Consider the following 21,934-nt stretch of genomic DNA (forward strand, 5'->3'; position numbering starts at 1 on the left):
TTGCTGTGATATCCCTATGAAAAAAGTTGTTTTGATTCCCTTAGTAGCAACGTCGGCAATGTTGGGTTGTCAGGATTCAACTCAAACGAAAGCAAAAGAGATAGAAGCGATTACTGCCGAAAAACAGCAAGCTGCATGGGTCGGTGATTTTAAAGGTACCACGCCGTGTATGGGCTGTCTTTCTCGTTGTGAAGATTGTCCTGGCATGGCTGTGGCTATAGAGCTACATGAAGACCAAACCTATACACTCACTCGTGAAAGTCTAAGTGGTCATAACGAAGTAGAAGTGCTAAAAGGTGTAATTCGTTTTAAAGATGAATCAAAGCAGCAGCTAGAACTTATGAATGTGCAAACGCGTAATCTTTTGTATGTTGATTTGGATCAGCAATTACTTGAAATTCGGGAAGACCAGACGGCGAAACGCTATCAAATGCAGAGTGATTTTTTGCTTAAGCGGGCAGAGACTTAATTATAATTAAATCGTTCTTTCTTTACGTAGTTTGTCAGTCATGATAAAAAACCACTTTATAGTCTAATTTTTATAAATAATGATAAAAAAAGAATTATCAATTACGGAGTTATTTGGAATTTTATCCATAGCAGCCCTCACAATTTCTGTTATTTCGAATGCATTTTTCTATTACTCTTTAGATGCTATATGGATAATGTCTGTTTTATCTCCATCATTTTATATTTTTGAAATTATTAAGGTATTAGTCTTAAGTTGTTCAGTCATAGCCGTAGTTGGTGTTCTATTAGATTTCTATAAATTTTTATTTAAACAATATTGCAAAAGTAAGCCTAAAAAGAAAATTTTAGTTTCTAATCATATTACGGAAGCAGAGCTGAAAGAAAAAATCGAACAGTTTTTAAAAAAGCATAAGCTGCTACAAGCTATATTTGTCATTATTGTATGTGTTAGTGGGCTAATTACGCTCTATGTAAATAACTTTATTGGTCAAACTTCAATGCTATGGGGTGCTGTTCTAATTGGTATAACTCTCAATATTTTTACCGATGATGAAGTGCGCAGAGATAAACCACTTAAATTTTTGGTGTTAACCATTCTTGCCATATTTGCTACCTGTTTTTCTGCACAGTTAAAATTAAATGATATAAAGAAGTCGCCTGTAGCTACATTGAAAATCAAAGACGTAAATAAATGGTATGTTCTGGACAGTTTTCAAGGTAATGTAATCTTGTTTAATGATTCAGAAAATAAATCAAATATTAAAGTCGTTAAATTCGAAGATATTGATCGAATTAGTTCCACTGACTAAGAACTTCATTCACTCTTAGACAAAAAAACAGTATGCTTACACCTGTAAAAAGGAGCATACATGTATCAAGTACTTGCACGAAAATACCGTCCACGAAATTTCATTGAACTCGTGGGGCAAAACCATGTGTCACGCGCACTTACCAGTGCCTTAGAACGTGGTCGGTTACATCATGCGTATTTATTTACAGGTACTCGTGGCGTGGGTAAAACCACCATTGCCCGTATTTTGGCAAAATGTCTGAACTGTGAAACAGGTGTAACCTCAACGCCTTGTGAAGTCTGCCCAACGTGTAAAGCAGTAAATGAAGGTCGTTTTATTGATTTAATTGAAATCGATGCGGCATCACGGACCAAAGTTGAAGATACCCGAGAACTTCTCGACAACGTTCCTTATGCACCAACCCAAGGTCGCTTCAAGGTTTATCTGATCGATGAAGTGCATATGCTCTCTACGCATTCATTTAACGCGTTATTAAAGACTCTAGAAGAACCGCCAGAGCATGTGAAATTCTTATTTGCAACTACAGATCCACAAAAATTACCGATTACTGTAATTTCACGTTGCTTGCAATTTACTTTGCGTCCTTTAGCGGTGGATGAAATCACATCGCATTTGACAGATATCTTACAAAAAGAACAAATTCAAGCGGAGCAAGATGCGATTTGGCAAATTGCTGAATCGGCTCAAGGTTCACTGCGTGATGCGCTGTCACTAACTGATCAAGCGATTGCCTATGGTCAGGGTTCAATTCAGCACCAAGATGTTAAAGACATGTTGGGCCTAATTGACCGTACGATCATTTATGATTTGATTTTAGCCATTCATCAAAATCAGCGTGAACGCGTGAGTGCTTTACTCATGCAATTCCGTCAACAAGCGCTGGATGTTTCGCTGGTATTGGATCAGTTGATTTCAACGTTACATGAACTGGCATTATTACAATACTTGCCAGACTTAGCGTTGAAATATAGCGCTGAGATCAATCAAAAAATTATGCAATTGTCGCAGTTGATTTCAGCTCAAGATTTGCAGTTGTATTATCAAGTCGCATGCAAAGGTCGGGCAGACTTGCAGTTGGCAGTCACGCAAGAGCAAGGTTTTGAGATGTGTGTGCTGCGTCTATTAGCATTCCGACCATTACAGCCAAACGAAATGTTGGTCTCTGCCGTACAGCAAGAGTCAGCCGCACAGCCACAGCTTGCTCAAAATCAGGCCGAAACAGTTCAGCCGACTCAAACACAGTCTTTGCAGCAACCCAATACCGTTGTTGAGTCTGCTGCGCAGGTTGCCACTGTTGAGCAGCCTGAAGCTGTACCCGCTGTAGACACATCGCCAGCTTTCGATGATTTTGATGATTCACATTATGATGACGATGATGGCTATGTTTCTGCACCTGCAGTCGATGAACCTTCATCTGATGATTTTTTAGATGATCCTGAAGAAGACGCAATAAGCCAAACTTCTACAGCATCTACAGCAAATGGCACTCTAGATACGCAAGAGGTTGCACCGGTTGAGTCTGTATCGACACAGCAAAATGACACACTTGTTATGGATGCCGTGGCAGAAGATACATTATTTGATTTAGATCCGACGCCGAGTACTGAAACTGAAGAAGTTGATGTGAGCGCTATAAATTTTGAAGATATTGCACCTTTAGAACCAACAGCTTTAGAGTCAAAAAGTGTAGAGCCTGAAACAGCTCAGCCACATTTGATCAATGCCATTGAACCACAACATGTGGTGAATGAATCAGTTTCGGGTGCTCAAGGCGACAATGGTTTTGATCTAGCATCACCACAAGTTACGCAAAGTTCCGTTTCTTCGGATGCTGTTCAAACGGGTTCATCTTCTACCTTGATGCCACAAGATATTTTGACTTTACAGCCTCAAACCCTTGAAGGTGAGTGGACGGTCGAAAAGTGGGAGTATTGGTTCCGAAATAGTCAACTTTCACCTGCGGTACAAGAGTTGGCTCAGCATGGCATTATGCGAGGTACGATTGACGGTGAATCGACTTTCCATATTCCAAAGCGATACGAAGCTTTAGTGACTCAATTACAGCATGTATTGGAACAAGCCATTCATGCACAATGGTCAAAATGTCGTTTCCATATCAGCTTTGAAGATGTCGAAGAAACCACACCGTATGCTTTACAACATGTCCGCAAAGAAAAAGCGTTTGCACGTGCAAATGAGTTATTACATGCAGAGCCTGTTGTGAAAGATTTGCTCAAAAGCTTTGATGGTGAGTTGCAAAATATCCAGCTCAAATAAGTTCTAAGCTGGATTCTAAAAATTAAAGTAAAAACTGAGTTAAAGCATCTCGCATTTCATCGGGTATCGAGGTGCTTTTTCGTGTTTGGCGGTCGACAAACACATGTACGAAATGTCCTTGGGCTGCAGCCTCATTTTGTCCTTGTTTAAAAATAGCCAAGTCATAGCGCAGTGAAGAATTACCAATTTTTTCAATCGCAACCCCAACTTCAATGATTTCTGGATAGGACAGCTCTTGTAAAAAGCTGCAGGCTGAATCGACCACTAAACCAATGATCGGGGTTTTTCGCAAATCAAAACCGGCATGTTGAATCAAGAGTGCATTTGCAGCAGTATCAAAATAGCTGTAATAGGTGACATTATTGACATGACCATACATATCGTTGTCTGCCCAACGCGTTTGGATTGGAAATAAAAATCGATAGTTTTGGCGGCGTTTAGTTTTAGGTTTCATCGTTGGTATTTTCTTTATTTCAAAATGAGTAAACTTTAGGCATAGATCGATTGATAAATCTGGCGAGCATCTTCAAACTGCAGTTCTCGCGGATTATTTTGTAATAGTCGCGTTTGTAATAACGCGTCTTCTGCTAAACGATCAAGCATATTTTCAGGCACATTGAGTTGACTGAGTTTAAGCACTAAACCGCTCTGATCTAAATGATTTTGCATATGATCAATAAATAAATCACATAAACCATCGGTACAGCCCGTACTGTATGGGTCTAGCCAACTCATGAGTTCTGCATAATGCTGTTTGGCCTGAGGTGTATTAAACTTCAACACTTCAGCGAGAACCAGTGCATTGGTATGACCATGCGAGAGATGAAAGTGTCCACCGAGTGGATAGGCGAGTGCATGCACCGCTGCAACTGGCGCATTAGCAAAGGCCTGACCTGCAAGCATTGAACCGACCAGCATGTGCTGACGCGCTTCGAGGTTATGTCCGTCGTGTAAAACCAGCGCTAAATTTTTATTTAATAAACGCAAAGCTTGTTTAGCAAGCATATCCGCATACGAATTTTTTTTAATTTTTGATGTATAGGCTTCAATGGCATGCACCATGGCATCGATACCGGTTGCTGCGGTAATGTGTGCGGGAAGATTTAATGTAAAGTTCGCATCGAGGATACAGACATCGGCATACAGTACAGGGGAGACGATACCTGTTTTGGTGGTTTCACCTGTGGTGACGATAGAGATTGGTGTGACTTCAGAGCCGGTCCCTGCCGTTGTCGGGATCAAAATGAGCGGTAAGCGTGGTCGTTTTGCATTAGCAACACCATATAAATCACTGATCTGTTGTGTTTGCTTAGGATGAGCCAAGATCGCAATAATTTTAGCCACATCCATTGAACTGCCACCGCCAAAACCAATAATCAAATCCACTTTTTCATTCTTGGCAAATTGAACTGCATCCAAAACTATATGTTCTGCAGGGTCAGCTTGAATACTGGAATAAATCACATAATCTTGATGGATACTTTTTAAAATATCCAAAATGGGTAAATGTAATTGTTGTTGCAACATACCGGGGTCGGTCACAAGCATGACACGTTTGGCTTGAAAGTCGTCTAGGACCTCTCTCAGTTGGGAAATAGAGCCTAAGCCTGAAATAATATTGCTGACGGTTTGAAACTGAAATTGACTCATTGGCTTATCCCTAATTTTTTATATCCAAATAAACATTATTCTTGAGTGTTGATATAGGATTCATCCTGTAAATAACTTAACATAAGACGCTTGAAATAAAAGTAGTCTTGAGGTTGTTATGTCATCCAGCACGCCATATAAGGTGTTGTGTGTTTGTTTAGGAAATATTTGCCGTTCACCTACGGCTGAAGTGGTTTTTAGACATTTTTGTGATGAAGCGCAACTCAATATTCACGTCGACTCTGCGGGTACGAGCAATTATCATCCGGGCAAAGCGCCTGATCTTCGTAGCCAACAGCATGCAAAATTACGAGGCTATAACTTATCCGCATTACGCGCACGTCAGTTAACGGTTCATGATTTTATTGAATTTGATTTGATTTTGGCCATGGACTACGAAAATTTAGACAATATTCAAAACCTCATGCAAAAGGCGCAGCAACAATTCGGTCAACTACGTGCCCAAGTGTCTTTGATGAGTCAACATGATCACCAATATCCGCAACAAGAAGTACCAGATCCGTACTATGGTGGTGATGCAGGGTTTGAACATGTATTAGATCAATGCGAATCTAGCAGTCAGGCTTGGGTCAATTATTTAAAAACTCAGTTACAAGCACAGCAAAAAAATTAAGGTTTAGAATGCAAATTCAAACACAGGTTCAGCTTAAGCCATTTAATACATTAAGCCTCGATGCTGTTGCATCGCATTATGTACGCGTTCAATCGGTAGAAGATATTCAAGCAGCGCTCGACTTTGCCAAAGCTGAGCAATTAAATGTATTGGTACTTTCAGGAGGCAGTAATATGCTGTTGCCTGAGCAAATACATGCTTTAGTGATGCATATGGATATTCAAGGTATTGAATATGTACAAGACGATGCCGCAACCCAAACTTTAAAAGTGGGCGCAGGGCAAGTGTGGCATGACTTTGTGCTTTGGACGACGGCACACCAGTTTTATGGCTTACAAAATTTGGCACTGATACCTGGTTTAGTCGGTGCTTCACCTGTGCAAAATATTGGAGCTTATGGTGTTGAGGCGGGTGAATTTATTGAATCTGTGCAGGTCTATGACCGAGTAACAGAACAGCAAAGTAGTATTAGCGCTGCCGATTGCCATTTTTCATATCGTCATAGTATTTTTAAAGATGAGCCAGAGCGTTTTATTATTACGCATGTCACGTTTAAACTTTTAAAACATGCCGATTTAAAATTAAATTATGGTGATTTAAAGCAGGCAGTAGGTGAAGACTTAAGTGCAGAAAACCTACAACAACAAGTCATTCATATCCGTCAAACCAAACTTCCAGATCCAAAAGAATTTCCAAATGTCGGAAGTTTCTTTAAAAATCCTGTGATTAGCCAGCAAGCCTTTGACCAAATTGCGCTGCAATTTCCAAATTTACCCCATTACCCACAACCAAATAATGCGGTAAAACTGGCAGCGGGCTGGTTGATTGACCAAGCAGGTTGGAAAGGGAAATCTGTGGGTTCAGTGGGTATGTTCCATAAGCAAGCTTTGGTTTTGGTCAATTACCAGGACGCCACGCTGCAAGATGTGCGTACAACTTACAAAGCTGTACAACATGATGTTTTTGAAAAATTTAATATTGAACTACATCCTGAGCCTGTATTATTTGATACAAATGGCTTGATTCGATCTCACGCAGATCAATAAAAACACATAGGTTTTAGATTTATGCATAAAACACATTGGATGGTTCGCTTAGTACAAATTGCCGCAGTGCTATTTGTACTTTTGGGCTGTCTAATGATTTTTATCTATACGCCGTTTTATTCTAAATTGATCGTTAAAAGTTTAAATTATTTCGTTCCTGTAGAAGTCAATCAGCTCGCAGCGCAAAGTCAAAAACTCGGCGCCTTGAGTGATGATGATAACTATGAGCCGGGTTCTGACTTATGGATAGCGCGCCAAGCGTATTTAAAACTCATGGAGCAAGCCATACAGTCTGATGAGCCTCAAGATTTAACCCTTATACAAGCACGTTATAAGGCGTTACAGCAGCTCATTGAAGAAGAACATGAAAAAGAAAAGAATGATAGTCAAAAGGACATACCGAAAGTACCTCTGCTGAATCCTTCTGCGTCCGAGGCGGCTTCTTCTGAAGCATTGGCGGAAAATCCTGCTCAAAAAATGAAAGAGCTGCTTGAGCTCAATAGTGCGGAAAATAAAGGACTAATGACTCAATATACCGAGTTCTTAAAAACCCATGAAATTGAGCAAGCGGCTTCAGAAGCGGAACCGATCGATGATGAAACATATCTTGATCTTGCCAAAATGAAAGATAAAACCCTGAAGCAGCCAACCGCAGAGCCGTATGCGATCGTGGTGTTAGGTGGTGGTTTAACCTTAGATAAAAATGATAAAGATATCGTAGTGAATGACTACACACGACTTCGACTGGAAAAAACACTCGATGTTGAACGAGCCAATAAGTTACCGATTGTACTGAGTGGTGTTGAAGCACCGTATATGCAAGCATGGTTGAAGCAATATGATGTTGATGCGAAATTGCTTGAAGACCGCAGTATGAATACTTGCGAAAATTCGCGTTTTAGTTCGTTGCTTTTACAGAAAAAAGGTGGGGCACCGACGGTTATTTTAATCACTGACCAATATCATATGCCTCGAACACGTCGTTTATTTGCATTAAATGGTATCGAAACCATTCCTGTTGTTGCACCCATGCCAACAACATTAACTACATGGCGACCAAGTGAAAAAAATTATGACCATAGTCGTCGTGCTAATTATGAATTATTAGCCACCTTACGTGATGTTTGGTTTGGCTCAAGTGACTGTCGGGAGGTCCCATAATGTCAGATATCCCATTTCTTAATCCTTCAATCCTTAAACAATTAGATCTTCCAGTTCCAAGTCGAGAATTAACCCCACAATTATTAGAACCTCTAAATTTAAATCGACCTTTTGAGCCTAGTGTTGAAATACAGTCTTATAGACGACTTTATGGTTTAGATGCCTTGAACTGTGAACATTGGCAAGGCTATGTAGAAATGCCTTTGTTCAAATTACATGTACAAGTATTTCAACCGAAACTGAAGACTGAAACGGATGTCATTAATGGCACAGTATTTTTATTGCATGGTTATTTAGAGCATAGTGGAATATATCAGCCGATTATTCGTGAACTCTTAGATCAAGGTTTTAGTGTTTTAACCTATGATTTACCGGGGCATGGTCTAAGTAATGGCTCGCCAGCCAGTATTCAAAACTTTGACCATTACCAACAAGTTTTGGAAGCGGTATATCGTTATGTTAAACATGCGGCTCAATTACCGACGCCATGGTTAGGGATTGGACAGAGCACGGGTGGTGCGATTTGGCTGCATCATCTGTTAGATTTTGCTGAACATCGCAAAAACCCATATGTCGAACGGGTTTTATTATTATCTCCGCTGATTCGTCCTGCAAAAACGGCATGGTGGCATAACTCGGTTGGATTAGGCATTATTCGTCGTATTAAACGTGAAGTGCCACGTCATTTTAGACGGAATAATCATAACCCTGAGTTTTTACGTTTTGTCCGCTTAAAAGATCCACTACAACCTCGAATGATGGGGATGGATTGGATTTTGGCCATGTCAAAATGGATGCAGGAGATGGAAGAACGCCCAGCGTGCCGTATTCCAGTGTGGTTAGCGCAAGGCGCACAGGATCAGACGGTAGATTGGCGTTATAACATTGAGTTTATACGTCGTAAATTTCGTTTACAGACGCTTCTCATGCTTGAAGAAGGTTCGCATCAGCTGATTAATGAACGTGCCGATATTCGTGCTGCATTAACAGGTTTGATCCCGGCATTCTTGCATGCTCAATCCAACAGTAAGTCTTATTACTAACTGATGTTACGCACTAACATCAGGAGCGTAATTTGATTCAAATAAAAGTACGATACGCGGGAAGGTCATCCGCAAGTATTTGAGACTGGACTACTCCTAATCAAAAATGTTTTTGCAATACTTTGAATAATTTGACGCTAGTGAACGAGTTTTGTTGGTGAGGTGCATTGCACCGCAAGATGGTTTCCTTGCGAAGCACGCTTCTCATTTTACCAAATGAGAAACAACGTTTCGTAAGAGTACCTCCAGCCGAAGGCTAATCCCGTTATTTAAGCCCTAGATGTAAGACTCCGTCGAATAGGCTTAAAAATTATTTTAAAAATGCGTAATTACTTTTACGCGCGTAACATCAGTTACTAATTGACGATTGAGCACAGCCTACCTTAATCGGTGTGATGGATCTAGACGAAAAAAAGAGGCGTAGTCGCCTCTTTTTTTATGGGGTAGGAATCAGAACTTTTCTAGATGTGCCATATTCCACATACGGAAATAGAAGTTTTCTTCATCTTTATTTTCACAGCTGAGTAACTCCCCATCTTTTAACCAAAAATGTAGCTGTGCATAGTTTTTAATTTCACGGTTGTTAATACGCTGTGCTAGATGGTGTGCACGGATATCCGACGGGTGTTGTAAACCCGCAGAGGCAATAAGTTCAGATAAACCATGCAAGGTATTTTTGTGGAAATTAAAAACACGCTCTGCTTTAGTTGGGACATGAATGGCTTTTTGACGGTCTTTGTCCTGCGTTGCAACGCCAACAGGACATTGGTTGGTGTGACAGCTTTGAGCCTGAATACACCCGACTGCAAACATAAAGCCACGAGCCGAATTGACCCAATCTGCGCCAATTGCCATGGTACTGGCAATATCAAAAGCACTAATAATTTTACCACTGGCACCCACTTTAATTTTTGAACGTAAGCCTGCACCAATCAGGGTGTTATTGACAAAGAGTAGGCCTTCCCGCAGTGGCGTACCCATATTATCGATCAATTCAATTGGCGCTGCGCCAGTCCCACCTTCAGAACCATCTACCACGATAAAATCGGGTGTAATCCCTGTATGTAACATGGCTTTTACAATACTCATAAATTGCCATGGTTGTCCGATACACAGTTTAAAACCCACAGGTTTGCCTTCTGACAGTTCGCGCAATTGCTGAATAAATTGCATCATTTCAATAGGGGTGCTAAAGGCAGGATGGCTAGATGGAGAGATACAGTCATGTTCACGGCTTACACCACGGATTTGAGCAATCTCTTCGGAAATTTTGTCTTTAGGTAAAATGCCACCATGGCCTGGTTTTGCACCTTGAGATAATTTGATCTCAATCATTTTGACTTGAGGGTGCTTGGCTTGTTCAGCAAAACGTACAGGGTCGAATTGACCATCAATCGTACGGCAGCCAAAGTAACCACTACCGAGTTCCCAAACAATGTCGCCACCATTTTCCAAGTGATACGGACTAATACTGCCTTCACCGGTGTCATGGTAGAAATTACCCATTTTTGCACCTAAATTTAAGGCACGAATGGCATTGGCACTTAAGCTACCAAAGCTCATCGCAGAGATGTTTAATATCGATGCGCTATACGGTTGCTTACATTGCTCATTGCCGATATTGATGCGGAAAGTTTCAGGAATGGCAGGAATACAAGGTGACAAAGAGTGATTAATAAAGCGATAATCATTTTGGTAAACATCAACAATTGAACCAAATGGTTTATCTGCATTTTGATTTTTTGCACGTTGATAGACCAAGCTGCGTTGCATACGAGAAAAGGGCAATGCATCTTGATCAGATTCAATAAAATATTGGCGAATTTCAGGTCGAAATTCTTCAAATAGAAAACGAAAGTGCCCCATGATAGGGTAATTTTTTAAGATCGAATGTTTATTTTGTATGACGTCATATAAGCCCAATAAGCTCAAAAGCCCAGTAATGACCCAGATGCTATTCAATAAGGTTTGTGGAATAAAATATTGAATATAGCGAGGGGAATAACCTAAATGAAAACTCGAAATGAGTAGGAAGATAAAAATACAAGCAAACCAAATGGAATGTCGAGAGAAAAAAGTATTTAAAAGTTTATGTCTGATAGTTTGTGCTGGACTTGGCATGTTTTAAAAAATCTTATGAGCTCAGTTTCTATTAATTTGCCGAGTTTATGTACAATGCTCAAGCGTTAATTTGTTGATTCAGTGTAGCTTTATAAAAATAGTACATAAGAATTTTTAAATTTTCATTTAAAGCCAAATCAGATAAGAAAAGCAGAAATGTTCTTTAAGAAAATTTGTGAAAAGTAGCGCGGTTCTTGTTATTTCACAGTGCGCAAAATGGAGGTTAAAGTGATTTTACTTTCTAAACACGAGGTGCTGAATATGACTATGAAATCTATTCGTTATAATAATGCCGACCTAGCCTGCCTATGTCAGTAATTGATTATAGCCATGAGAAATTAGCGCTACGGCATAAGGTATTCAGCAGGTACTTATGCTGTAGTTCCTTTGACCTAAACGACTAAAATTACAAAAATATTCTAAGAAATTATCCAGTCCCAGCGTTGGGACTTTTTTATGTGTTGATATTTTAAGGGAAAATCTAAGCATAAATAATGTACTAGATATTCATTATGCGTTAGAAGTTGTCACCTCAAATAAAAGAATGATACGCGGTAAGGTCATCCGCAAGTGTTTGAGACAGGACTACATTTATTTAAAAATGTTTTTGCGATACTTTGAATAAGTAGACGTTAGTGAACGAGTTTTGCGGATGACAATGGTTTTGGGTGCTTTTGCCGAAACAAAAGTACCTCCAGCCGAAGGCTAATTCATTTATTTAAACCCTAGATGTAAGACTCCGTCGAATAGACTTAAAAATCATTTTTAAAATGCGAAATTACTTTTATGTGCGTAACATTAGTTAGTATTTCAGGTAGCAGAAAACCTTAGATCGGTTTAGTCATTGCGTTGTTGTACAACGACAGCGACTTCTTCAGGTTCAATTTTCTGAATCTTTTTACCAAAACTACGTAGCCACCAAGTTAACTGAGAGGTAAATGGTACTGTTGCGCTAACTTCAACCCAGCCATCTTCGGTTTTTTGAATCACTTGATCTTTACTTAGCTGACTTTCTTCAAAATAAACTGCTTCTGATTCCGACATGGTTAATTTGAGCTGAATCATTTCAGTCGGCTTATTGAAGTCCACACGGAAGCCAAGCGCTCCAGAGTCAATATAGGCATCAATATCAAAATCGACAGGGTGTAATGCACGTGAATTTAAGACCGTAGCAGATTTAAAACGATGTAAAGCAAAGGTTTGGATGTCTGTTTTGTCATGACGTGTGCACACCAAATAAATAATTGCACCTTTTTGGACCAAAGCCAGTGGATTTAAAATATAGGTCTTTTCTTCGCTTTGCTGTCCACGACCTTGATATAGACATTCAAGTTGTTTGTCTTGTAGTAAACCTTCATAAATCGATTGCTGTGCGGCCTTTTCAACCACTGGTGGAATCAATGGCTGAGTTGCTGGCACGATACGCACGCGGTTAATCCACTGACGAACATTATTTTGCGACGACAGGCTCCGACGTGCGAGGTCAAACCAAGGATTCATTTCTTCAATTAAGCTTGGTGGAAGCAAATGTTTTAGGTGTTCCTCAACCATCATAAAGGTGACCGCTTGTGAGCTAGTCATATGTGGCAAGCTTTGAATCGGTGCATCAGAACGCCAACGCCAGCCTTGTGGAGTTGTTTTACTACTCTCAATTGGGAAACGCAGAGAAATTTGATTTAAGTCACGCTGAATGGTGCGTAGGCTGATATCAATGCCTTCACGGTTCAGTATTTCTTGTAATTCACGCGTACCCATCCACTTACCTGTGGACAGTCGTGAAAGAATTTGCCACTGACGATAGAGGCTGTTCGACGTTTCTTTTTCTTGTGAAGACATAATCTAGTGCTTGAACTTGGACTTAAATGAATAAAATGATGCTGTGGGACACAATAAGAAATCTTCCTGCGTTAAGCAAGTCTTCATCTGAAAAAACTAAGATGATTTTAATAACGCAATTTGACACAACTTGAGCAGTTACATGCTGTACCACTTTGCAAAAATGATGCATAAATAATCAAAGAGAAGCAGCATATGTATTGATGGCATATATATTGCTTTATCTGATTTACAAAACATGACAAAAACATGGAGTTGCTATGCTGAAAGAAAATCGTAATACAACTTCAAATGGAATTGAGGGTTATGAGGCAAAGTTAGTCAATACTTCTGTCTCTACATTAAAAAATTTACCTCTTGCTCGAGGACATGCGCTGTTTAATCAATTTTATTCGGATTTTTTTAATGAAATGCGCGATAGCAAAACGGTAGCTAAAGAATCATGCCAACGGATAGAGCAGTGGTTATCACAGCATACGCTTGATGAATTGAAGCAGCTGAATCAGGTTGCAAAACAACATTTTCTCTATGAAGGCATTACCTTTACAGTGTATGGCGAAGATGAGGGCATTGAACGCACCATACCTTATGATCTTATTCCTCGTGTGATTGCACGAAAGGAATGGAATAATTTATCTCTAGGCTGTGCACAGCGCGTGAAAGCACTCAATCTGTTTTTACATGATGTCTATCATCAACAAGATATTTTAAAAGCAGGAATTATTCCTGAACTGCAAGTCTTAACCCATGAAGCCTATTTGCCACAAATGTATATGCATGGGCTAAAAGGTAAAATTTATAGCCAAATCAGTGGCATTGATATCATCCGAGATCAATCAGGCGAATTTTACGTCCTTGAGGATAATCTTAGAACACCGTCTGGTGTGTCGTATATGCTAGAAAGCCGTAAGATCAGTCAAAAACTGATGCCTGAACTTTGCCAGCAAAGCAACATCATGGGGATTGAGCAGTATCCGCAGCTTTTACGTGAAATTCTTGCAGAAAATGCCTACGTCGATAACCCGTTTATCGTGGTTTTAACCCCAGGGCGTTTTAACAGTGCTTATTATGAACATGCTTTTTTGGCAAGGGAGATGGATGTACCCTTAGTGACATCGCGTGACCTTTATGTAGAAAACGATAAGGTTTATGTGAAAACCATTAAAGGCCAACAACAGGTTGATGTAATTTATCGTCGTGTGGATGATGCTTTTCTCGATCCATTATGTTTCAAACCTGACAGTACTTTGGGCGTAGCAGGGCTCATGTCAGCGTATATGCAACATAATGTGGTCATTGCAAATGCACCGGGAACAGGCGTAGCAGATGATAAATCGATTTATCCATATGTGGATAAAATGATTCATTTCTATTTAGGCGAACAAGCGATCCTGAAAAATGTGCCGACCTATCAATGTCGTGAGCAGAACGAATTGGATTATGTGCTCTCGAATATCGAAAAATTGGTGGTCAAAGAAGCGCAGGGTTCAGGTGGTTACGGCATGCTGATCGGTCCGCAAGCCTCTTTACAAGAATTAAATAGCTTTAAAGATAAAGTGGCCGCAGCACCACATTTATATATTGCACAGCCGACTTTAAATTTATCTGTCAGCCCAACCCTAAGTGAGGCGGGTGTTTCGGAACGCCATATCGATTTACGCCCATTTGTACTGAGTTCACCATATCGAACTGAAATTGTACCGGGTGGCTTAACTCGTGTCGCGATGCAAGCAGGTTCATTGGTAGTGAATTCTTCTCAAGGCGGCGGCATTAAAGATACGTGGGTAGTAGACGATTTACGCTCATAGCACTCCAGTGAAGGAGCAAAACATGATTTTATTAAACAGTAATGCAGAACATATTTTTTGGTTGGGGCGTTATTTAGCACGTACTCAATATTTATGCAGTATTTTCCCTTTTCAAGATGTTGATACGGCATTGAACTATGCACATGCTTTTTGTTTGCCAGCATTTGATGCCGATTCAATGAATGAGTTAGTTTTAAATGCGGAGCAGCCGGCGTCATTTTCCAGCCAATTTCAATATGCGCAAAGTAATATTCAGGACTTAAGGGGTGTACTTTCAGCAAAAAGTTATGCAGAACTCAGCCGTTTAATTCGTAATGCGAGTGATAACCCTGGTTATATCTGTGACGTGGTAACAGATTGCCAAGATGTTTTAGAGTCCGAATCTGAAGATGTATTTTTATTTTTTAGTTTAGGACAAGCCATAGAGCAGCTTGATCGCCAGTTACGCATGCAGCAGGACATTCAACACACCCTAGCGAAGATTGAACATATTGTCATGGCTTTGGTTCAGTTTGGATGGGAAAGCGTGCAAGAGGCATGGTTGGCACTTAAACAGCAGCCGAATAGCCAAAACTTCTACCATTTCAGTGATCATATCCAAAATATGTTTGAGGTGGCTGTATGAGGCTCATGATCAACCATCAGACCCATTATGTTTACACTGATGTGGTAAACAGAAGCATTCAATATATCAAAATGACCCCGTCCACCAATGCACACCAACAGGTGCAAAATTGGGATGTGAGTGTGCCGGGGCAGCGTGATATGCAATTGGATACTTTTGGTAATGTGTGGTTGACCACAACGCAGCGCGAACCTTATCTGCAAATGACCATTATGGCGCAGGGCATCGTAGAGATGAATTTGAGTTCAAATGATTCAAATGCGGATGATTTAAACCCGAAATTGTTTTTACAGCCAACGCCGAGTACGCAGTACGATATTCACATGAAAAGTTTTGCCGATTGCTATGTCCCTCGTATCAATCGTGCCAATCTGATTCGTTTGGCTGAAGCGATCTTGGCGCATATTCCCTATGTATCGAATCAAACATCGGTACATACTTCAGCGATTGATGCTTTTCATCATAAGCAAGGGGTATGTCAGGATCATAGCCATGTCATGATCGCAATGTGTCGCTATTTGGGTATTCCTGCACGTTATATTTCTGGGTATTTATTTGTGCCGAATAGTAGCCACCTTGCCAGTCACGCTTGGGTAGAAGTCTATATCGAAAATAAATGGTATTGTTTTGATGTCAGTAATCAGCTATTTACACCACAATCACATATTTATGTTGCGATTGGGCGGGACTACTGGGATGTAGCTCCAGTTCGAGGCGTTCGTGATAAAGGTGGTATTGAGTCTATGAGCTCAATTGTACAAGTGCTGAGTTGTTAATCATTTGAGGGATAAAAATGACCTATTGTTGTGCATTACGGTTAAAAGATGGCATGGTATTTATCAGTGATACACGGACAAATGCAGGTGTTGACCATATTTCAGTTTTTCGCAAACTTTATTCCTTTGGTATTGTGGGTGAGCGATTTATTACCATCCAAACCTCTGGAAATTTAGCCACAACACAAGCGGTCATTGGGCATTTACAAAATCAGCTAGAGGTCAAACAAGAGCCGAATTTATATAGTGTAAATACGATGTTCGAAGTGGCTGAATTGGTCGGGCATACCTTAAAAAAAGTCATCTCAGATGTCACCTCAGATATTTTAGAACAAAGTAATTATTACTGTAGTTTATTGGTAGGCGGTCAAATTGGCAGTGCGGATATGCAGCTATATAATATCTATCCGCAAGGTAATTTTATTTGTGCGACACCGGATACCCCATATTTTCAAATTGGAGAAAGTAAATATGGTAAGCCGATACTTGACCGAACTTTGCGTTACGATATGCCACTCGATGAAGCAATGCGTTGTAGCTTAATTTCTTTTGATTCAACGATACGTTCGAATGTGTCTGTAGGTATGCCTTTAGATGCTTTGGTTTATAAAAAGGACAGTTTAGAAATACCAAATGGTAAGCGCATTTATGAAGAAGACCCATACTTCACCATGATCAGTAAAGGCTGGTCAGAAGCATTGCGTCAGGGCTTAATAGAATTGGCAAAACCAACAGCTGACTATTTTCAATAACGATTTGATTTACGAATAGATCAATAAAAAAAGTCAAGAAAAAAAGCCAATAAAAAAGCCCAGATTTGATCTGGGCTTTTTTATTTGGCTAATTAAGCTAATTTACGTACAGGGCGCGCGCTCATACGGCATAATAATTCATAGCCAATGGTTCCGTTCGCTTCTGCAACGTCATCAACCAGACGATCTTTACCCCAAAGCTCGACTTCTGTGCCTATGGGTGCATTCATACCAGTGATATCAATCGCAATCATATCCATGGCAACACGACCAATCACACGTGTTTTCTGTCCTTGAATAGATACATAGTTTTGTTTAGGGAAGGCACGTGGATAACCGTCACCATAACCAATCGACACAATCGCAAGATCCATTTCTTGTTCTGCAACGAAAGTCGATCCATAACCCACAGATTCACCAGCTTGAATGGTATTTAAAGCAATCACTTCAGCGGTAAAGGTCATCACCGGTTTAAGATCTAAGGCTTCTACAGAACGATCTGCGAAAGGTGTCGCGCCATAAAGCATGATGCCTGGGCGAACAAAATCAAAATTCAGTTCTGGCCATTTGAAAATCGCTGCTGAGTTACAGCACGAACCCATGATTGGCGCACAGGCTTCTTTTACGTGTAAAAATTGTTCACGTTGTTGGTCATTTAGTGGATGATTTTCTGCGTCAGCATTGGCAAAATGCATCGCCAGTACGCAAGTAAAACCTTCCGCCTTTAATGCATTGATAACATCAATAATTTCAGGCACTTTAAAACCTAAACGGTTCATACCGCTGTTGAGTTTAACCCAAACTTTCAGACCTTGAGCGATATAGGCATCTTTATGCTCACGTAACCAATCTAGTTGTTGCTGATGATGTACCACACATTCAATTTTTTTATCGATGATAATTTGCATTTCATCATCTGAGAAAATGCCTTCAATCAATGTAATAGGCTGTTCATAACCCAACTCTCGAATTTCTAAAGCTTCTTCTAGGCAGGCAACACCGAAGGCATCACTGTCTTTTAAGGCTGCTAAGCAGTCTTTAACTCCATGTCCATAAGCATTGGCTTTTACCATGCTTACAATTTTAGCGGTTGGGGCAAGTTGTTTGACACGGTTTAAATTATATTGAAGTGCTTGTTGATCAATATAAACTGTAGCTTGGCGCACCCTAAATACTCCTACAGGGTCGATGAATTAATGGATGATAGAGAGTCTTTACTCTTCATCATCATACTGAGCATAAAACTCAGGAGAGAGGTTACTAAATTTGGTGTATTGACCTTCAAAGGCAAGACGCACAGTACCAATTGGACCGTTACGCTGTTTACCAATAATAATTTCTGCAGTACCCGCTTCTTTAGATTCTTTGTTATAAACCTCGTCGCGGTAAATAAACATGATCAAATCGGCATCCTGCTCGATTGCACCTGATTCACGTAAGTCGGACATCACTGGGCGTTTATTAGGACGGTTTTCCAGTGATCGGTTCAACTGTGACAGTGCAATTACTGGGCAGTGCATTTCTTTAGCCAGTGCTTTTAAGCTTCGGGAAATTTCTGAGATCTCGCCAACACGGTTATCGCCCATACCGGGTACTTTCATAAGCTGCAAGTAATCGACCATGATGCAGCCAAGTTTACCGCCGTGCATTTTGGCAATTCGGCGCGCGCGGGCACGTACTTCCGTTGGAGGTAGTGCAGACGAGTCATCGATATACAAATTCTTTTCTTGGAGATGCACAATGGTACTGGTTACTTTCGACCATTCATCTGCATCCATTTTACCTGCACGTAAATGCCCTTGGTGTACACGACCGAACGAGGATATCAAACGCATTGCAATCGAGTCCGCGGGCATCTCCATAGAGTAAACTAGAGCGGGCAGGTTGTTATTAAACAGCACACTTTCAACCAAGTTCATGGCAAAAGTAGTTTTACCCATCGATGGACGGGCCGCCACAATAATCAAATCGCCTGCTTGCATACCTGAGGTTTTATTATCAAGTTCTACAAATCCAGTGGTTAAACCCGTGATACTGCCTTCAGTTTGAGAAAGTTCATTCAACTTATCAAATACACTAGCAACGACAGAGTTAATGGCTTTAGGGCCTTGAGCTTTGGCGTTGTTGTTGTGTTGCTCGGCAATAGAGAAAATATTAGTTTCTGCTAGATCTAAAATTTCACTGACCGTACGACCTTTGGTGTCATAGGCATTTTGTAAAATCTCCGAGCTGACTTTAATCATGCTGCGTAAAGTGGAAAACTCTTTAATTTTTGCAGCATACGTTTCAAGGTTATAGAAACTTGAAGGTGAATCTGACATGAGTTGCATCAGATATTCTTCGCCACCTGCAGCATCGAGCAAGTTTTGTTTAATCAGCCAGTCATTGACTAAGACCGCATCATAAGGTGAGCTATCTTTTGATAACTGGTCGATGGCACGGAAAATATATTTATGACGAGTCGCATAAAAATCAGCTTCAGTCAGTACATCACCCACTTGCTCAAAAGATTCTGCAACGGTCATCAGTGCAGCAAGCACAGCTTGTTCAATCGCTAGGTTATGGGGTGGGGTACGAAACTCTTTCAACGAACTTTGTTCTGTGGTTTTTGCTGTTGGCGTAGAGTTTGGCTTGCTGGCATTCGCCTGTGACATAAAAATCCCTGATGCTGAAACCATTTAATGTGATGGAAATGGGTGCTAATTACAGTTTTTTCAACTCTTCATTGAACTGAAATGATAGGCGTTTTCTACAGAAATGCGAACAAGTATTTCCGATTAATTCGTCATACATTGAATTGAATGAAGAGTTAAAAATATAAAAAAGTTGGAGCACTATTTTTTACAGATAAAAAAAGAGCATGCGTAAGCATGCTCTTTTCTTTGCAAGAAATTACTCAGCTACGATAGTAACTAGAACTTCTGCAACAACATCATGATGCAATTGGATTGCGATGTTGAATTCACCAGTGTTGCGAAGCGCACCATTTGGTAAACGAACTTCTGCGCGGTCTACAACAAGACCAGCATTAGTTAACGCGTCAGCGATGTCACGAGTACCGATAGAACCGAATAGTTTACCTTCGTCACCAGCTTTAGCAGTGATCACGATGTTAACTTCGTTCAATTGGTCAGCACGTGCTTGAGCAGCAGCTAATACCTCAGCTTCTTGTTTCTCAAGTTCAGCACGACGAGCTTCAAATGCAGCAGTGTTAGCTTCAGTAGCAGCAACTGCTTTACCTTGAGGGATAAGGAAGTTACGGCCGTAACCAGCTTTAACTGAAACTTTATCGCCTAATTTACCAAGGTTTTTAATGCGTTGTAATAAGATAATATCCACAGCTCAACCTCACTTATGATTGTCAGTGTAAGGGATCAAAGACAAGTAGCGAGCTTGTTTGATAGCAAGCGCTAATTGACGTTGGTAACGAGCTTTAGTACCTGTAATACGGCTAGGAACAATCTTGCCGTTTTCAGTGATGTACTGTTTTAAAGTGTCGATATCTTTGTAGTCGATGTACGTAACGTTCTCAGCTGTAAAGCGGCAGAACTTGCGACGACGGTAAAAACGTGCCATGTTATGTTCTCCTTATGCTTCAGCAGAGTCTTGAGCTTGTTGTGCTTCTTCACGTTGAGCTTTACGCGCACGTTTTTCTTCAGCACTCTTAGCCAATAGTGACTCTTCAGTGATAGCGTTTTCACGACGGATGATAAGGCTACGAATGATTGCGTCGTTGTAACGGAACAATTCTTCTAGCTCATCAAGAGTAGTTTGACCACACTCAACATTCATAAGAATGTAGTGAGCTTTGTGGATCTTGTTGATTGGGTAAGCCAATTGACGACGACCCCAGTCTTCAAGACGGTGGATTTGACCTTCAGCTTCTTTGATGTGAGTTAGGTAACGTTCTACCATACCCACAACTTGATCGCTTTGGTCTGGATGTACCAATAGTACGATTTCGTAGTGACGCATTGTCAGCTCCTTACGGTTTAGGCAGCCCCAATCATTAATTGATTGAAGCAAGGAGTCACAACCAAAGTTGTGTCGCAATAATTGCGAAGCGTGAATTTTAGAGCGTTTAGGTTTGAAATACAAGGCATGGATTTAAAATGCTTGAATTATTTATGGTTTAAGGCCGATTAGCGGTACGTAATAAAAACACCACATAACCTTTAAAATAAGGATCATTAATTAAATGTTGAGGTGCGTGCCAACGGCCATGTTGTACGAGGCCTATTTTATAGGGTAGTTTCAATTTTGAGACTTTATTCAGATAACTCGTGTAATTCTCGATCGTGGCACTACCACGATAAGTTTGAATGGCGATCTCATCAATATTGCGGCGCAATATACTGAGCGTTTGCTGATCTTGAACATTGGTCCAATCCATTAAACCAGTAATGCTTAAACGATATTTTTGAGGTAGTTGCTTTCGTATATTTTCAAGGAATAAGGCATATTGATGAATGTTTTTAGTTTTGGCGTCAAAATCGATTTGTAAGCCTTGGATCTGATTGCCGTTATTTTCCCAATGTTTAAGCCGCTGCAAAATTTGCTGAATATTGTTATTTGACCATTGTAAATGATGGCTACGGATTACAATCCAAATTTTCTGCTGTGGTTTATGGAGGACTTGAATACCTTGTGGGATAAACTCGGATTGCTTTAAAGGTTTATTCCAATTCATTTCACCTTGTAAAATATAAAGCTCTGAGGCTTGCTGTAAGTAGGGGCTACTAGAAATATTGCCCCAAATCCAAAAACTTGAATAATGTGCTGCATCAACACATTGCTGTAATTCGGTTTGAGCTTGTTGTGTATTTCCAGATTGGGCCGGTGTGCAAGCTGTACACAGAGCTATACTCAAGATAAGCAAAAGTCGAAATGTTCTTGACCACTTGATCACCTGCAAAATCATC

At 40.3% G+C, this 21,934-nt stretch carries 21 protein-coding genes; 11 read left to right on the forward strand and 10 right to left on the reverse strand.

Going from position 1 to position 21,934, the window contains the following annotated elements:
* Positions 1-16: 16 nt before the first annotated feature.
* The 3 genes from FTV04_RS00720 (at position 17) to dnaX (ending at position 3,560) form a co-directional block, all read left to right on the forward strand.
* On the forward strand, positions 17-469 hold the full coding sequence (locus FTV04_RS00720) for a copper resistance protein NlpE N-terminal domain-containing protein (protein ID WP_180010375.1): 453 nt from the start codon (positions 17-19) through the stop codon (positions 467-469).
* Between the two features lie 79 nt (positions 470-548).
* Positions 549-1,280, forward strand: a complete 732-nt coding sequence (locus FTV04_RS00725; protein WP_180010374.1) for a hypothetical protein — start codon at positions 549-551, stop codon at positions 1,278-1,280.
* Positions 1,281-1,340: 60 nt separating this feature from the next.
* Positions 1,341-3,560: a DNA polymerase III subunit gamma/tau gene (gene dnaX, locus FTV04_RS00730; protein ID WP_180088140.1), complete on the forward strand. Its 2,220-nt coding sequence runs from the start codon at positions 1,341-1,343 to the stop codon at positions 3,558-3,560.
* Positions 3,561-3,582: 22 nt separating this feature from the next.
* Here the strand turns inward: dnaX and FTV04_RS00735 are convergent, their stop codons facing one another.
* Positions 3,583-4,014 carry a thioesterase family protein gene (locus tag FTV04_RS00735; RefSeq protein WP_180088142.1) on the reverse strand — a complete coding sequence of 144 codons (432 nt, stop codon included), beginning with the start codon at positions 4,012-4,014 and terminating at the stop codon, positions 3,583-3,585.
* A gap of 35 nt (positions 4,015-4,049) precedes the next feature.
* Positions 4,050-5,210 carry an iron-containing alcohol dehydrogenase gene (locus FTV04_RS00740; RefSeq protein ID WP_180088144.1) on the reverse strand — a complete coding sequence of 387 codons (1,161 nt, stop codon included), beginning with the start codon at positions 5,208-5,210 and terminating at the stop codon, positions 4,050-4,052.
* 118 nt (positions 5,211-5,328) lie between these two features.
* On the opposite strand from FTV04_RS00740, the gene FTV04_RS00745 reads away from it, so the two are divergent.
* Genes FTV04_RS00745 through FTV04_RS00760 form a run of 4 tightly spaced genes read left to right on the forward strand, consistent with a single transcriptional unit; the run spans position 5,329 to position 9,094 of the window.
* On the forward strand, positions 5,329-5,844 hold the full coding sequence (locus FTV04_RS00745; protein WP_180088146.1) for a low molecular weight protein-tyrosine-phosphatase: 516 nt from the start codon (positions 5,329-5,331) through the stop codon (positions 5,842-5,844).
* A gap of 8 nt (positions 5,845-5,852) precedes the next feature.
* Positions 5,853-6,890 carry a UDP-N-acetylmuramate dehydrogenase gene (gene murB / locus FTV04_RS00750; RefSeq protein ID WP_180088148.1) on the forward strand — a complete coding sequence of 346 codons (1,038 nt, stop codon included), beginning with the start codon at positions 5,853-5,855 and terminating at the stop codon, positions 6,888-6,890.
* A 21-nt stretch (positions 6,891-6,911) separates the two neighbouring features.
* The gene (locus FTV04_RS00755) at positions 6,912-8,051 is read left to right on the forward strand and encodes a YdcF family protein (protein ID WP_078188595.1); all 1,140 of its coding nucleotides are present in this window, start codon (positions 6,912-6,914) and stop codon (positions 8,049-8,051) included.
* Positions 8,051-9,094 (forward strand): alpha/beta hydrolase, encoded by a 1,044-nt coding sequence (locus FTV04_RS00760; RefSeq protein ID WP_180088150.1) that lies wholly within the window; start codon positions 8,051-8,053, stop codon positions 9,092-9,094. The genes FTV04_RS00755 and FTV04_RS00760 overlap by 1 nt, the downstream gene beginning before the upstream one ends.
* Before the next feature lie 450 nt (positions 9,095-9,544).
* Here FTV04_RS00760 and FTV04_RS00765 read toward each other — a convergent pair whose 3' ends face one another.
* Positions 9,545-11,215, reverse strand: a complete 1,671-nt coding sequence (locus FTV04_RS00765) for an FMN-binding glutamate synthase family protein (RefSeq protein WP_180007904.1) — start codon at positions 11,213-11,215, stop codon at positions 9,545-9,547.
* An 837-nt stretch (positions 11,216-12,052) separates the two neighbouring features.
* On the reverse strand, positions 12,053-13,051 hold the full coding sequence (locus FTV04_RS00770; RefSeq protein WP_180007905.1) for a YafY family protein: 999 nt from the start codon (positions 13,049-13,051) through the stop codon (positions 12,053-12,055).
* Positions 13,052-13,311: 260 nt separating this feature from the next.
* On the opposite strand from FTV04_RS00770, the gene FTV04_RS00775 reads away from it, so the two are divergent.
* The 4 genes from FTV04_RS00775 to FTV04_RS00790 are packed head-to-tail and all read left to right on the forward strand — an operon-like array spanning position 13,312 to position 17,012.
* Entirely contained in the window at positions 13,312-14,859 is a 1,548-nt protein-coding gene (locus FTV04_RS00775) for a circularly permuted type 2 ATP-grasp protein (protein WP_180088152.1), read from the forward strand.
* A 22-nt stretch (positions 14,860-14,881) separates the two neighbouring features.
* The gene (locus tag FTV04_RS00780; protein WP_168377743.1) at positions 14,882-15,484 is read left to right on the forward strand and encodes an alpha-E domain-containing protein; all 603 of its coding nucleotides are present in this window, start codon (positions 14,882-14,884) and stop codon (positions 15,482-15,484) included.
* On the forward strand, positions 15,481-16,260 hold the full coding sequence (locus FTV04_RS00785) for a transglutaminase family protein (RefSeq protein ID WP_168377742.1): 780 nt from the start codon (positions 15,481-15,483) through the stop codon (positions 16,258-16,260). The genes FTV04_RS00780 and FTV04_RS00785 overlap by 4 nt, the downstream gene beginning before the upstream one ends.
* Before the next feature lie 17 nt (positions 16,261-16,277).
* Positions 16,278-17,012, forward strand: coding sequence for a proteasome-type protease (locus FTV04_RS00790; RefSeq protein WP_168377741.1), 735 nt, complete (start codon positions 16,278-16,280; stop codon positions 17,010-17,012).
* 92 nt (positions 17,013-17,104) lie between these two features.
* Here FTV04_RS00790 and alr read toward each other — a convergent pair whose 3' ends face one another.
* From alr to FTV04_RS00820, 6 genes are all read right to left on the reverse strand, one after another.
* On the reverse strand, positions 17,105-18,178 hold the full coding sequence (gene alr / locus FTV04_RS00795; RefSeq protein WP_180088153.1) for an alanine racemase: 1,074 nt from the start codon (positions 18,176-18,178) through the stop codon (positions 17,105-17,107).
* A 48-nt stretch (positions 18,179-18,226) separates the two neighbouring features.
* Positions 18,227-19,666 carry a replicative DNA helicase gene (gene dnaB, locus FTV04_RS00800; protein ID WP_078188586.1) on the reverse strand — a complete coding sequence of 480 codons (1,440 nt, stop codon included), beginning with the start codon at positions 19,664-19,666 and terminating at the stop codon, positions 18,227-18,229.
* 238 nt (positions 19,667-19,904) lie between these two features.
* Positions 19,905-20,351, reverse strand: a complete 447-nt coding sequence (rplI, locus tag FTV04_RS00805) for a 50S ribosomal protein L9 (RefSeq protein ID WP_078188585.1) — start codon at positions 20,349-20,351, stop codon at positions 19,905-19,907.
* A 9-nt stretch (positions 20,352-20,360) separates the two neighbouring features.
* Complete coding sequence (gene rpsR, locus FTV04_RS00810) at positions 20,361-20,588, reverse strand: 30S ribosomal protein S18 (protein WP_004278792.1); 228 nt, start codon at positions 20,586-20,588, stop codon at positions 20,361-20,363.
* A 12-nt stretch (positions 20,589-20,600) separates the two neighbouring features.
* Positions 20,601-20,987 (reverse strand): 30S ribosomal protein S6, encoded by a 387-nt coding sequence (gene rpsF, locus FTV04_RS00815; RefSeq protein WP_004696436.1) that lies wholly within the window; start codon positions 20,985-20,987, stop codon positions 20,601-20,603.
* 157 nt (positions 20,988-21,144) lie between these two features.
* Positions 21,145-21,933 (reverse strand): DUF3142 domain-containing protein, encoded by a 789-nt coding sequence (locus FTV04_RS00820; RefSeq protein ID WP_180007955.1) that lies wholly within the window; start codon positions 21,931-21,933, stop codon positions 21,145-21,147.
* Position 21,934 lies beyond the last annotated feature (1 nt).

Source organism: Acinetobacter sp. YH12219 (assembly GCF_013417875.1).
Classification (GTDB): Bacteria; Pseudomonadota; Gammaproteobacteria; order Pseudomonadales; family Moraxellaceae; genus Acinetobacter; species Acinetobacter amyesii.